This is a genomic window from Streptomyces sp. BBFR2, assembly GCF_044497305.1.
Taxonomy (GTDB): domain Bacteria; phylum Actinomycetota; class Actinomycetes; order Streptomycetales; family Streptomycetaceae; genus Streptomyces.
In genome coordinates this window covers 3,350,114-3,363,566 of sequence record NZ_CP172415.1, presented here as the reverse complement: position 1 = coordinate 3,363,566, position 13,453 = coordinate 3,350,114, and the positions used below count along the sequence as shown (strand labels likewise).

9 protein-coding genes are annotated in these 13,453 nt (G+C 75.6%); 7 read left to right on the top strand and 2 right to left on the bottom strand.

What is annotated here, in order from left to right; all coding sequences use genetic code 11:
* Positions 1-6 precede the first annotated feature (6 nt).
* The 3 genes from cydB (at position 7) to ACGH2B_RS13265 (ending at position 6,702) form a co-directional block, all read left to right on the top strand.
* Positions 7-1,008 (top strand): cytochrome d ubiquinol oxidase subunit II, encoded by a 1,002-nt coding sequence (gene cydB / locus ACGH2B_RS13275; protein ID WP_399088313.1) that lies wholly within the window; start codon positions 7-9, stop codon positions 1,006-1,008.
* 161 nt (positions 1,009-1,169) lie between these two features.
* Positions 1,170-4,826, top strand: coding sequence for a thiol reductant ABC exporter subunit CydD (gene cydD, locus ACGH2B_RS13270; protein ID WP_399088311.1), 3,657 nt, complete (start codon positions 1,170-1,172; stop codon positions 4,824-4,826).
* A gap of 130 nt (positions 4,827-4,956) precedes the next feature.
* The gene (locus ACGH2B_RS13265; protein ID WP_399088309.1) at positions 4,957-6,702 is read left to right on the top strand and encodes a GAF domain-containing sensor histidine kinase; all 1,746 of its coding nucleotides are present in this window, start codon (positions 4,957-4,959) and stop codon (positions 6,700-6,702) included.
* Between the two features lie 322 nt (positions 6,703-7,024).
* Here the strand turns inward: ACGH2B_RS13265 and ACGH2B_RS13260 are convergent, their stop codons facing one another.
* On the bottom strand, positions 7,025-8,101 hold the full coding sequence (locus ACGH2B_RS13260; protein ID WP_399088307.1) for an HAD family hydrolase: 1,077 nt from the start codon (positions 8,099-8,101) through the stop codon (positions 7,025-7,027).
* Positions 8,102-8,206: 105 nt separating this feature from the next.
* Entirely contained in the window at positions 8,207-9,121 is a 915-nt protein-coding gene (locus ACGH2B_RS13255; RefSeq protein WP_399088305.1) for an LLM class flavin-dependent oxidoreductase, read from the bottom strand.
* A gap of 875 nt (positions 9,122-9,996) precedes the next feature.
* Between ACGH2B_RS13255 and ACGH2B_RS13250 the strand changes: the two genes are divergently transcribed.
* Genes ACGH2B_RS13250 through ACGH2B_RS13235 form a run of 4 tightly spaced genes read left to right on the top strand, consistent with a single transcriptional unit; the run spans position 9,997 to position 13,256 of the window.
* Positions 9,997-10,809 carry an SDR family oxidoreductase gene (locus tag ACGH2B_RS13250; RefSeq protein ID WP_399088303.1) on the top strand — a complete coding sequence of 271 codons (813 nt, stop codon included), beginning with the start codon at positions 9,997-9,999 and terminating at the stop codon, positions 10,807-10,809.
* Positions 10,806-11,612, top strand: coding sequence for an SDR family NAD(P)-dependent oxidoreductase (locus tag ACGH2B_RS13245; protein ID WP_399088301.1), 807 nt, complete (start codon positions 10,806-10,808; stop codon positions 11,610-11,612). Before ACGH2B_RS13250 ends, ACGH2B_RS13245 begins: the two co-directional genes overlap by 4 nt.
* A 20-nt stretch (positions 11,613-11,632) precedes the next feature.
* Positions 11,633-12,145 carry a PaaI family thioesterase gene (locus ACGH2B_RS13240; RefSeq protein ID WP_399088299.1) on the top strand — a complete coding sequence of 171 codons (513 nt, stop codon included), beginning with the start codon at positions 11,633-11,635 and terminating at the stop codon, positions 12,143-12,145.
* Positions 12,138-13,256, top strand: a complete 1,119-nt coding sequence (locus ACGH2B_RS13235) for a 3-oxoacyl-[acyl-carrier-protein] synthase III C-terminal domain-containing protein (protein ID WP_399088297.1) — start codon at positions 12,138-12,140, stop codon at positions 13,254-13,256. Before ACGH2B_RS13240 ends, ACGH2B_RS13235 begins: the two co-directional genes overlap by 8 nt.
* Positions 13,257-13,453 lie beyond the last annotated feature (197 nt).

Genomic DNA, 13,453 nt, shown 5'->3' with positions numbered 1-13,453 from the left:
GCGACTGTGCAACTCCACGACGTCTGGTTCGTCCTCATCGCCGTGCTCTGGACGGGCTACTTCTTCCTGGAGGGCTTCGACTTCGGGGTCGGTGTCCTCACCAAACTGCTCGCGCGCGACCGTGCCGAGCGGCGCGTCCTGATCAACACCATCGGCCCGGTCTGGGACGGCAACGAGGTGTGGCTGCTCAGTGCGGGCGGCGCCACCTTCGCCGCCTTCCCGGAGTGGTACGCCACCCTCTTCTCCGGGTTCTACCTGCCGCTGCTGCTGATCCTCGTCTGCCTGATCGTGCGCGGTGTCGCCTTCGAGTACCGCGCCAAGCGGAGCGAGGAGCGGTGGCAGCGCAACTGGGAACACGCGATCTTCTGGGCCTCGTTGCTGCCCGCGTTCCTGTGGGGTGTGGCGTTCGGCAACATCGTGCACGGTGTGAAGATCGACGCGCACAAGGAGTACGCCGGGACCGTCCTGGACCTGCTCAACCCGTACGCGCTGCTGGGCGGGCTGGTCACGCTGACGCTCTTCACCTTCCACGGTGCGGTCTTCACCGCGCTCAAGACGCTCGGTGACATCCGGGAGCGGGCCCGTCGGATGGCGACCGGGCTCGGGCTGGTCGCCGCGGCGTTGGCGGCGGCGTTCCTGATCTGGACGCAGGCGCACCGGGGCGACGGCGCCAGCCTGATCGCGCTGATCGTGGCGGTCGTCGCGCTGGTCGCGGCGCTCGGGGCCAACCGGCTGGGCCGGGAGGGCTGGGCGTTCTCCTTCTCCGGCCTCACGATCGTCGCCGCGGTGGCGATGCTCTTCCTGACGCTCTTCCCGAACGTCATGCCGTCGACGCTGAACGACGCCTGGAGCCTCACCGTCACCAACGCCTCCTCCAGCCCGTACACCCTGAAGATCATGACCTGGTGCGCCGGTATCGCGACGCCGATCGTCCTGCTCTACCAGGGGTGGACGTACTGGGTGTTCCGCAAGCGCATCGGCACCCGGAACATCGCCGACGCCCATTGAGAGGTGGCCGTGGTGCTCGTCCGCGAGGGCCACGGCCACCGACCGGGGCGGCGCCGGTCCTGCCGGGACCGGCGCCCTCCCGGGCCGCCAGCCCGCGCCCGCCGGGCGGTGCCGCTCCTGCCGGGGCGGCGTCAACCGGCTTGCCAGGACGGATGTTTCACGTGAAACCCATCGACCCGCGCCTGCTCCGTCACGCCCGCGCCACCCGCGGATTCCTCGTCGCCGTGGTGCTCCTCGGGCTGGTCGGCGCGGGTCTCGTCATCGGCCAGGCGATGCTCATCGCCGAGATCGTCGTCGGCGCCTTTCAGCAGCGCCGCGACCTCGCTGACCTGGCCGTTCCTCTCGCTCTGCTCGCCGCGGTCTCCGCCGGGCGCGGGCTGGTCTCCTGGCTCACCGAACTCGCCGCGCACCGCGCGAGCGCCGCGGTCAAGTCCGAGCTGCGGACCCGGCTGGTGGAACGGGCGGCGCTGCTCGGGCCGGGCGCGTCCACCCGGCCCGCCACCGGTGACGGCGGCGCGGAGCGGGGGCCGGACAGCGGCGAGCGGCGTACCGGTGAACTCGCCACGCTCGCCACCCGCGGTATCGACGCGCTGGACGGCTACTTCGCCCGCTATCTGCCGCAGCTCGGTCTCGCCGTCGTCGTGCCCGTCGCGGTGCTGGCGCGGATCGTCACCGGCGACTGGATCTCCGCGCTGACCATCGTCGTCACGCTGCCGCTGATCCCGCTGTTCATGGTGCTCATCGGCTGGGCGACCCAGGCGCGGATGGACCGGCAGTGGCGGCTGCTGTCCCGGCTCTCCGGCCACTTCCTCGACGTCGTCGAGGGGCTGCCGACCCTGAAGGTCTTCGGCCGGGCCAAGGCCCAGGCCACCGCCATCCGTACGCTGACCGGGGCCTACCGCCGGGCCACGCTGCGGACCCTGCGGATCGCGTTCCTCTCCTCGTTCGCGCTGGAACTCCTCGCCACTCTCTCCGTCGCGCTGGTCGCCGTCGGCATCGGGATGCGGCTGGTCCACGGCGAACTCGACCTGACCACCGGGCTGATGGTGCTGATCCTGGCGCCCGAGGCGTATCTGCCGTTGCGGCAGGTCGGCGCGGAGTACCACGCGGCGGCGGAGGGGCTGGCGGCGGCGGAGGAGATCTTCGCCGTGCTGGAGACGGAGCTGCCGCCCGCCGGGACGGCTCCGGCGCCCGCCGGTACCGCGCTGACCGTCGACGGGCTCACCGTCCGCCACCCGGGCCGCCGCACCCCGTCGCTCCCGGCGACCTCGTTCGAGGTGCGGGAGGGTGAGACGGTCGCCCTGACCGGGCCGTCCGGCGCGGGGAAGTCCACTCTGCTCGCCGCCGTCCTCGGCTTCGCCGCGCCGTCCGGGGGCCGGGTCCTCGTCGACGGCACCGACATCGCCACGCTCGACCCCGAGAGCTGGCGCGCCCGGATCGCGTGGGTGCCGCAGCAGCCGCACCTCTTCGCCGGGACGCTCGCCGAGAACGTCCGGCTGGCGCGTCCGGACGCCGACGACGCGGCGGTGCGCCGGGCGCTGCGGGATGCCGGGGCGCTCGACTTCACCGACGCGCTCCCGGACGGCGCCGCCACCCGGATCGGCGAGTCGGGCGCGGGCCTCTCCGCAGGTCAGCGGCAGCGCATCGGGCTGGCCCGGGCGTTCCTCGCCGACCGGCCGATCCTGCTCCTGGACGAGCCGACCGCCAATCTGGACGGGGCGACGGAGGCGGCCGTCGTCGACGCGGTCCGCCGGCTGACCGCCGGCCGGACGGTGCTCCTCGTCGTCCACCGCCCGGCGCTGCTGGCGGTGGCGGACCGCGTGGTGCGGCTGCCGGATCCGGTGGAGGACGACGGGGCGGTACGAGAGGACGGGGCGACGGCGCCGGCTCCCGGGGAGGCGGCGCGGTCCGCCGCGGCGCCGGACGGCCCCGCCGTCCCGGACGACGGTGCCGCCCCCGCCCCGGACGACTCCCCTGTCGCCCCGTCCGTGGCCCCCTCCTCCGGTGGTTCCGCGCTCACCCGGCTGCGGCGGCTGGCGCGGGCGCGCCGGGGCCGGTTCGCGCTGGCGCTGCTGCTCGGCAGTCTCGCGCTGGGCAGCGCGATCGGGCTGATGGCGACGTCCGGCTGGCTGATCTCCCGCGCCTCCGAGCAGCCCCCGGTGCTCTATCTGATGGTGGCGGTCACCGCGACGCGCGCGTTCGGGATCGGCCGCGCGGTGTTCCGGTACGCGGAGCGGCTGGTGGCGCACGACGCGGTGTTCCGGATGCTCGCCGACGTACGGGTGGCGGTCTACCGGCGGCTGGAGCGGCTGGCCCCCGCCGGGCTGCGGGAGCGGCGGCGCGGCGATCTGCTCTCCCGGCTGGTCGCCGATGTCGACGCGGTGCAGGACCACTTCCTGCGCTGGCTGCTGCCGGTCGGCGCGGCGGTGGTGGTCGGCGCGGGCACCGTCGGCTTCACCGCCTGGCTGCTGCCGGAGGCGGGCGCGGTGCTCGCCGCCGGACTGCTGCTCGCCGGGGCCGGGGTGCCGCTGCTGTCGGCCGCGCTGTCCCGGCGGGCGGAGCGCCGCCTGGCCCCGGCCCGCGGCGCCCTCGCCACCCGCGTCGTCGACCTGCTCACCGGCACCGCCGAACTGACCGTCGCGGGCGCGCTCGCCTCCCGTATCGCCGCGGTGCGGGACGCGGACGGGGCGCTGACCCGGATCGCGTCCCGTTCGGCGCGGGCCGCAGGGGTGGGCGCCGGTCTGTCGGCGCTGCTGAGCGGGGTGACCGTCACGCTCTCCGCGGTGCTGGGCGTGCGGGCGGTGCACGACGGGCGGCTGGACGGTGTGCTCCTCGCCGTCGTGGTGCTGACGCCGCTGGCGGCGTTCGAGGCGGTGGCCGGGCTGCCGCTCGCCGCGCAGTACCGGCTGCGGACCCGGCGCGCCGCCGAGCGGGTCTTCGAGGTGCTGGACGCGCCCGCCCCGGTCCGGGAACCGGAGGCGCCGAAGCCCGCGCCGCACGCGCCGTTCCCGCTGGTCGTACGGGAGATGACGGCGCGCCACCCGGGGCAGGCGGTCCCGGCGCTGGACGGGGTCGGTTTCACGTTGGACGCCGGGCGGCGGCTCGCGGTCGTCGGGCCGTCCGGCTCCGGGAAGACCACGCTGGCGCAGGTGCTGCTGCGGTTCCTGGACCGCGAGGGGGGCGCGTACACGCTGGCCGGGACGGACGCCGCGGAGCTGGACGGCGACGCGGTGCGGCGGCTGGTCGGGCTCTGCGCCCAGGACGCGCATGTCTTCGACAGCTCGCTGCGGGAGAACCTCCGTCTCGCCGCACCGGGGGTGACCGGCGACGGTGACCTGTGGGAGGCGCTGGAGCGGGCGCGGCTCGCACCGTGGGTGCGGTCGCTGCCGGACGGGCTCGACACCATGGTCGGCGAGCACGGCGCCCGTCTCTCGGGCGGTCAGCGCCGCCGGCTGGCGCTGGCCCGCGCCCTGCTGGCGGACTTCCCGGTCCTCGTCCTGGACGAGCCCGCCGAGCATCTGGATCTGGCGACCGCCGACGCGCTCACCGCGGATCTGCTGGCCGCGACCGAGGGCCGCACCACGGTCCTGATCACCCACCGGCTCACCGGGCTCGACGCGGTCGACGAGATCCTGGTGCTGGACGGCGGCCGCCCCGTGCAGCGCGGCGGCCACGCGGAGCTGGCCGCGGCCGACGGCCCGTTCCGCCGGATGCTGGAGCGCGAGCGGGCGGTGGACGCGGTGTACGGTCCCGGGGCCGCGGGGGAGCGGGCGCGGGCGGCGGGGCGCGAGGCCGTGGCGGGGGCGGCGCGCGGGTAGCGGAACGCGCCCCTTCCCCGCCCGGTGGGCGCCCTGCCGCGCCGGGGGTGCCCACCGGGCGATCGTGGCCCGCACCGGCCCGGTACGCCGCCGCAAACACCCGTAAACCCGCCCGTATTAGGCTCGGGGTATGGCAGCCACCGAAGGGTCTTCCGTACCGCAGGACGCCGGGCAGCCCGGGGCGGACACCGACGCGTTGCAGGCCGCCACCGAGGCGACCCGCAGCCTCCAGGGGCTCTCCACGGAGCTGACCGCGCGGGTGCCGCGCCTGATGGAGGCGATGCGCACCGTCGGCGCCGGACTCGATCTGCACGTCACCCTCGACCGCATCGTGCAGACCGCCGCCGAACTCGCCGACGCCAAGTACGCCGCGATCGGCATCATCGACGAGGCGCGCGAGGGCCTGTCGGACTTCGTCACGTACGGCGTGACCGCACAGGACCGGCGGCGCATCGGCGCGCTGCCCGACGGCCACAGGGGGCTGCTCGGCGCGCTCATCCACGATCCGCAGGCGCTGCGGCTGGCCGACCTCACCCGGGACCCCCGCTCGTGCGGCTTTCCTCCGGGGCACCCGCCGATGCGGACGTTCCTGGGGGTGCCGATCCGCGTCCAGCACGAGATCTTCGGCAACCTCTACCTGACGGAGAAGTACGGCGGCGGCGAGTTCAGCGAGGAGGACCTGCACATGGTGCGGGTCCTCGCCACCGAGGCGGGCATCGCCATCGGCAACGCCCGCCTCTACGCTGCGACCCGGCAGCGCGAGCACTGGATCGACGGGTCCGTCGCCGTCACCACCGAGCTGCTCAAGGGCAGCGACGTCGACGACGCGCTCGCCGTCGTCGCCGAACAGGCCCGTCTCCTCGCGGACTCGGCGGCGGGGATCGTGCTGCTGCCCGACGAGGACGGCGGTCTGGAGATCGTCGCGGTGTCGGCGGACGACCCGTCCGGGATCATGGGCACGCAGATCCCGCCGGACAGCCCGGTGGCGGAGCAACTGCTCGCCGGGGAGCCGCTGTTCATCGACGATTCGGCCACCGACCCGAGGATGGTCACCCCGCTGGCGCCGCGGTTCGGGCCGAGCATGATGCTGCCCCTGAAGAGCGACGGGCGGGTCCTGGGCACCCTCGCCACCCCCAGGGCGCGCGGCGGTCGCCCCTTCACCACGGCCGAGCGCACCCTGGCCACGCAGTTCGCGGCGCAGGCGGCGCTGGCGCTGGTCCTCGCCGACGCGCAGCGCGACCGGGCCCGGCTCGCCGTCTACGAGGACCGCGACCGCATCGCCCGCGACCTCCACGACCTGGTCATCCAGCGGCTGTTCGCCACCGGGATGCTGCTGGAGAGCGCCCAGCGGAGGGCCGTGGTGCCCGAGGTGAAGGAGAACATGGCCAAGGCCGTGGACGAGCTGGACGTGACGATCCAGGAGATCCGGACGGCGATCTTCGCCCTCCAGCAGGAGCCCGCCGAGGCGCCGTCCGGGCTGCGCACCCGGGTGCTGCGGGAGATCGGCACGGCCGCCGTCCCGCTGGGCTTCCGGCCGTCGGCGTCGTTCGTCGGACCGGTCGACGCCCGGGTCGGCGAGCTGACCGGCAAGAACCTCATCGCCGCGGTCCGTGAGGCGCTCTCGAACGCGTTCCGGCACGCCCGGGCGTCCCGTATCGAGGTCGTCGTCGACGCGACGGTGACGCTGCCCGACGGCACGGACGGTGTCCGCCTGACCGTCGCCGACGACGGCATCGGCATCCCCGCGGACGGCCGCCGCAGCGGCCTGCGCAACCTCGCCAAACGCGCCGAGGCCCTGGGCGGATCGAGCACCCACGGCCCCGGCATCGGCCCGGACGGCGGAGGCACGACGGTGGTGTGGGAGGCGCCGCTGTGAGGGCGCGGGGCCATCGCACGGCGGCGCGCGGGACGACGGCGTGCGCGGGGCCGCGGCGGGGGCGTGCGGGTGCCTGACGCGCGCCGGGCCGGGGCCGGGCCACGGTGGGGCGTGCGGGTGGCCGGTGCGCGCCGAGCCGGGCGGTCCGTGAGGAGGGCGCGCAGCCGGTGACGTGCGCCCGGGCCCGGAGACGGCGCGCGGGTCCCGGGAGGGCACGGCAGCCCGGCCGCGGCAGACCGTACGCCCGCGGGTGCCGCGGCGACCGTACGACCGCGGGTGGCGCGGCGTCGCCCCAGCCGCGTGGCGTCGCCCCGCGCCGCCTCTAGGCGCCCAGCAGCCGTTCGATGACGGCCGCGACGCCGTCCTCGTTGTTGGAGGCGGTGCGGCCGGTGGTGACGGCGAGGACGTCGGGGTGGGCGTTGGCCATGGCGTACGAGGCGCCCGCCCAGGCCAGCATCTCCATGTCGTTGGGCATGTCCCCGAAGGCGGTGACCTCCTCCGGGGCGATCCCGCGCTCCGCGCAACACCGGGCGAGCGTCCCGGCCTTGCTCACCCCCAGGCCGCTGATCTCCAGCAGGGCGGTGGGGCTGGAGCGGGTGAACGAGGCGAGCGTCCCGGCGGTCCGCCGCGCCAGCGCGAGGAACGCGTCCGGGTCCAGCGTGTCGTGGTGCGCGAGCAGTTTGAGCACCGGCTGGCCCGCCCCCGTCGTGGGGATGCCGCCCGCGACGACCCCGGGCGCCGAGGCCCCCGGAACGGTGCTCACCGTACGGGGCGGGGTGGCGCCGGGGCCCGCCACCGGGCCGGGACCCGTCGCCTCCACCGGGTGGGCACCCCGGGCCTCCACCGGGCCCGCACCCGTCGCCCCCAGGGGCGCGCCGGTCCCTTCGTCCGCCGGGCCCAGGGCGAGGGGAGCGGGCCCCGGGGGCGGGGCGAAGTCGTCGGCGAGCAGCTTCTCCACCGGGGCGGTGACGGCTGCCGGGTCGCGGTGGAACGGCGGGTAGTGCGGCTCGTAGTGGATGCCGCCGGTCCGCTCGACCGCGAACGACGTACCCGGCGCGGCGCTCCGCAGCGCCTCCACCACCGCCCGCGCGGCCACCACCGGCAGCGGGCTGACCTCGACGAACCGGCGCCCCCGGTGCAGATCGACGACGGCCGCGCCGTTCGCGCAGATCGCCAGCCCGTGGCCGTGCACGTGATCGCTGACGATGTCCATCCACCGGGCCGGCCGCCCGGTGACGAAGAAGACATCCACCCCGGCCCGCTCGGCGGCGGCGAGCGCGGCGATGGTCCGCTCCGAGACCGTCTTGTCGTCGCGCAGCAACGTCCCGTCGAGATCGGTCGCGATCAGCCGGGGCAGCGCCCCCGGACCGGGGACTCGGGGGTACGTCGGAGAGGTCACGGGGCCAATCTTCGCGTACGGGGCGGTGAGGGGAACCCCTGGGGCGGGCGGGGCTCCCCCGGCGGGGCGCGGGGTTCCGGGGCGGGAAGCGACCCGGCCCCGCCGTCAGCCGAGCTGCCCCAGTGCCTCCGTGGCGATCTCCTCGAACACCTCCTGGTCCGCCGCGAAGTCCGTCCCCGGGATCGGCCAGTGGACGACCAGCTCGTCGAAGCCCAGGTCCCGGTGGCGGCCCGCGAAGTCGACGAAGGCGGCGACGGACTCCAGGGGGCGGGCGCGGTCGGGGGTGAAGCCGGTGAGGAGGATCTTGTCCAGGGCGGCGGCGTCGCGTCCGGCGTCGGCGCACGCCTTGCCGAGCTTGTCGAGCTGGGCCCGGAGCGCGTCGACGGACTGGGCGGGCGTGCCCGTCGCGTACAGCTTCGGGTCGCCGGTGGTCACCCATGCCTGGCCGTGGCGGGCGGCGAGCTTGAGGCCGCGCGGGCCGGTCGCGGCGACGGCGAAGGGCAGCCGGGGGCGCTGCACACAGCCGGGGATGTTCTGCGCGCCGCCCGCGGCGTAGAAGGTGCCGTCGTAGGTGACGGTGTCCTCGGTGAGCAGCCGGTCCAGGAGGGGAACGAACTCGGCGAAGCGGTCGGCCCGCTCGCGCGGCGTCCACGGCTCGTGTCCGCTGGGGGCGAGGGCGCTCGCGTCGAACCCGGTGCCGCCCGCGCCGATGCCGAGGGTGATCCGGCCGCCGGAGATGTCGTCGAGCGAGATCAGTTCCTTGGCGAGGGTGACCGGGTGGCGGAAGTTCGGCGAGGTGACGAGGGTGCCCAGCCGCATCCGCTCGGTGACGCCCGCGGCGGCGGTGAGCGTCGGCACGGCGCCGAACCACGGCCCGTCGCGGAACGGGACGCGCCAGGACAGGTGGTCGTACGTGTACGCCGTGTGGAAGCCCAGCTCCTCGGCCCGCTGCCAGGCGGCGCGGCCGCCCTCGTGCCACCTGCGGTACGGGAGGATCACGGTGCTCAGACGCAGACTCATGCCTGCCAGCGTACGGGGGCGGGCCGGCCGGACGGGCGCGTGCCCGGGGTCGATCGCGTACCGGGGGCGGCGGCCGGCCGTACCGGGATGCCCCCGCCCGGGACGCGCGCACCGGGTGCGCCGGGCTGCTCGCTCACGGAGGCCGTCCGGCGGGGCGCGATACCGCCGTCCACCCGCGGTGACCTGGGGAGTTGCGGGGCGGAGCGGCACCCCCAGGTGGTGGTGGCGCGGTGCCGTCGTGGCGCGAACAATACGGAATAGCTGGTAGTTACAGCCGTGTGGTCAAGGGGGCGATCGGGGAGCGGACGTACCCCGTCCCGTAGGCGGAGTGCCCGAGGGGGCGCACCGGAAGCGGGGGCGGGCGTCGGCCGGCCGCCGTGTGTCCGCCCGTCCCGGGGGGCCGTCCCCGTGCCGTCACCGCGAGGTGTCCGAACGCCTCGGAGATGGCGCCGGGACCACCGTGGAGCACGGCCCTGACCCGCACGGAAGGGAAAGCGGACGGATGACGGAGCAGCGCGCGGCACGGTCGCACGGCGGGCCGGACAGCCCGCCGCGCGGCAGCGGACCGGGCCATCCGCCGCCCGCCGTCCGCCGGTGCGGAGAGCGCCGGGAGGCGCCCGTCGGCACGGCCGCGCCCGCGCCGTCCCCCGCCGCCCTGCCGTTCCTCCGAGGCTGCCCCTGACCGGCCCGCCCGCCCCCGGAACGCAGTTTCTCCGGCAGGGATCCGCCGATGGTGCCGGACCCTTCCGCCCCCGGGACCGCCCCGCGCGCCCCCGGCGCCCGGGACCACCCGTACGCCCCTCGCGCTCTTGGACACACCCGATCCGCCACCGGCCGTACCCCGCGCCGGTGCCCCATGACCTCAGGAGAGGCGCATGACCGCGCACCACGAGACCGCACCCCCGCCGTCGCCCGTCACCGTCATCACCGGCAGCAGCCGGGGCATCGGACGGGCCCTGGCCCTCCAGTTGGCGCCCCGGGGCGGGGCGATCGTCGTCAACTGCAAGAGCGGGGTCGAGGCCGCCGAGGCGACCGCCGGGGAGATCCGCGCGCTCGGCGCGGAAGCCCTGGTGGTCCAGGCCGACGTCGAGCGGCCCGAGGACATCGAGCGGCTCTTCGCCACGGTGGCCGAGCGCTACGGCCGCATCGACGCGTTCGTCTCCAACGCGGCCGCCGGACCGCTGCGCCCCGTCACCGAACTGCGCCTGCACCACCTCGACCGCAGTCACGCCACCAACTCCCGCGCGTTCTTCCTCGCCGCGCTGGCCGCGTCGGACCTGATGACGGACGGCGGCCGCATCGTGGCGATGTCGTCCATCGGAGCGGACTTCGCCCTGCCCTCCTACGGGGCGATGGGGGTGCAGAAGGCGGCGACCGAGGCGTGGGTGCGCTCCATTGCCTGCGAACTCGCCCACCGGGGCATCACGGTCAACGCCGTCAGCGGCGGCATCATCGACACCGGCACCATGCAGGCGTTCGCCCGCGACACCGGCATGGACCTGCCCGCCACCCTGCGGAACGTCCCCGTAGGACGGATGGGCGACGCCGATGAGATGGCCGCCCTCGCCGCGTTCCTCCTCACCCCGCAGGCCGCGTACATCACCGGGCAGACCCTCGTGGTCGACGGCGGCCTCTCCGCGGCCCACCCCGGGATCGTCCCGGTGCCCGCCCCCGGGGAGGCCGTGTGAGCACGGACGGCGCCACCGGGCGGCCCGGTTCGGCGCTCGTCGCCGGCGGCACCTCCGGACTGGGCCTGGCGACCGCCCGCGCGCTGCTGGCCCGCGGCCACGAGGTGGTCCTCCTCGCCCGCGGCCGGGAGACGGGCGAGCGCGCCCTGAAGGAGCTGGGCCCCGGCGCGCACCTGGTGACCGGCAGCGTCACCGACCCGGACGCCGTCGCGTCCGCCCTGGACCGGGCGGAGGAGGCCGCTCCGCTGCGCATCGGAGTCAACTGCGCCGGCCTGGGACGCTCCGGCACCACCCTCTCCGCCCGGGGGCCGCACCCCCTCGCGGAGTTCGCCGAGACCGTCGAGGTGAACCTGACGGGCGCGTTCAACGTGGCGCGGCTGGCGGCCGAACGGATGGCCCGTAACGCGCCGGCCGACGGGGAGCGGGGCGTCCTCGTCCAGACCGCGTCGGCCGCCGCGTACGAGGGGCAGCGCGGGCAGGCGGCGTACGCGGCGTCGAAGGCCGGACTGATCGGGATGACCCTGCCCATGGCCCGGGACCTGGGGCGGTACGGCATCCGCGTCGTCACCCTGGCGCCCGGAATGTTCGAGACGCCGATGCTCGACGTGCTGCCCGACCCGGCCCGCGACGCGATCCGCGCCGAACTCCCGCACACGGACGCCTTCGGCGACCCCGCCCACTTCGCCGCCCTCGTGCTGCACGTCCTGGACAACCCGATGCTCAACGGGGCCACCCTCCGCGTCGACGGCGGGCTGCGGCTGCCGTCGGGCCTGCGGCCCCGCCCCGCCCCCGTACCGGAGTGAGAGTGCTCGACCAAGATCTGGTGAACCATCGCACCTACGTCTGGCGCACCCCGCCGGACCTGGACCGCTGGCGCCATGAGAGCGACGGATTGGGCTTCGTCCGGCGCCTGATGTCCGATCCGGCGCCCTGTCTGCCCGCCGTCGCGATGCTCGGCGACGTCACGCTCGACGAGGTGGAGCCCGGCCGGGTCGTGCTCTCCTGCCGCCCCGGGAGGCACCTGGCCAGCTTCCCCGGGGTGATGCACGGCGGGGTCATCGCCACGCTCTGTGACACGGCCGCGGCGCTGGCCACCCAGGCCCGGCTGCCGGCCGGGTACGGCGGCGCCACCGCCGACCTCGCCGTGCGGATGCTGCGCCCGGTGCGCACCGGCGACGAGCCCGTCCTGTGCACCGGCACGGTCGTCGAGGGCGATCTGCGGCGTGCCCTGACCGAGGCCCGGGTGACCGGCGCCGACGGCACCCTCTACGCCCACGCCACCGCCACCATGCTGCTCCGTCCCTGCCCGCCGCCCGACGACCCGTCCCATGCGTGAGAACAGGACCGTGACGATGCCCCAGCCCTTCCCGTACGAGATCGCCGGTGTCGCCACCGAGACCGGCCGCGTCATACCGATCGAGGAGTGGGCGGACCTCGCCCGTCTGCCCCACCGCAAGCGGCCCGAGCACCTGTCGGGACAGGACCTGCGGCGGATCTTCAACGTCACGGCCAAGAGCCACGACCCGGAACTCTTCCGGGACTTCGACACCATCGTGCGGACCGCCCGCCGCGCCCTGGACGCCTCCCGGATACGCCCCCAGGACCTCGACTGCCTGTTCCTCGCGACCGCCAGCCCCTACGAAGGGCTGCTCGACCAGGACGCCTTCAACCTGGCCCGGCTCATCGGGCTCGACGACGGGGTGGTGCCCATCCAGGCGGGCGCCGGCTGCGCCGGGGTGGCCCGCGCCGCCTCCCACATCGCCCGCGCCAACTACCGCAACGCGCTGGTCGTCACGTACTTCCTGCCCAGCCAGGCGATGTTCGACGAGAACGGCGAGCTGTACCCGGTCTACCGCACCGCGCCCGACGCCCCGATGCTGACGTGGGCCAGCCCGGCCACCTTCTCCGACGCCGCCGCCGCCCTGGTCTTCACCCGGGGTGACGACGCCGGGGACGCGGTGCTGTACTCCCGCGACGCCCAGTCCTTCGACGGCGGGCCGGGCCTGACCCACCCGATCGTCCGGTACGTGGAGGGCGGCGCGGGCGGCACCTCGCCCTCCGACGTGGCGGGGCGCCCGCGGTACTCCATCAGCCCGCCGCACATCCGCCACTTCTACCCGACGGCGATGCGCATCAACGACGCGCAGTTGCGCGAGGCCACCACGCACTACCCCGACAAGGTCGCGCGGATCTACACGCACCAGGGTTCGCCGACGATGGTCCAGGACCTCATCGAGGAGCTGGGGCTGCCCCGGGAGAAGATCCCGAGCAACGCGGCGGCCCTGGGCAACACCGTGTCCGCGTCGACCGTGCTGATGCTCCACGACGACCTGCGGGCGGGGACGCTCGGCGGCGGCGACCGGGTCTGCTTCAGCGTGGTCGGCTCCGGCCCCGAGCGCGGCGCGCTCACCGTCCCGTTGGCGGCGACCTGCGAGGCCGCGGCGTGAGCCCGGCGCCCCGGCGCGCGGCGGTTCTGCCCGCGCCGGGGCGCCCGCCTACGGGGACGGCGGGAGTGCCGTCCCCGTAGGGCGCGCGGTGTCCGGCGCGGCGCGGGCGCCTCCCACCGGCCCCGGTGACCGCTGCGCCGCCCCCGCTGACCTGGGCTTACTCCGCGCACAGGCCGGAAGAGGGAGAATCGGAGACG

What these genes read in the sequence shown, in the direction of transcription:
- ACGH2B_RS13265 (WP_399088309.1), top strand. Translation starts at nt 4,957, where the DNA reads ATGGCAGCCACCGAAGGGTCTTCCGTACCGCAGGACGCCGGGCAGCCC.
- ACGH2B_RS13255 (WP_399088305.1), bottom strand. Translation starts at nt 9,121, where the DNA reads ATGAGTCTGCGTCTGAGCACCGTGATCCTCCCGTACCGCAGGTGGCAC.
- ACGH2B_RS13250 (WP_399088303.1), top strand. Translation starts at nt 9,997, where the DNA reads ATGACCGCGCACCACGAGACCGCACCCCCGCCGTCGCCCGTCACCGTC.
- ACGH2B_RS13235 (WP_399088297.1), top strand. Translation starts at nt 12,138, where the DNA reads ATGCGTGAGAACAGGACCGTGACGATGCCCCAGCCCTTCCCGTACGAG.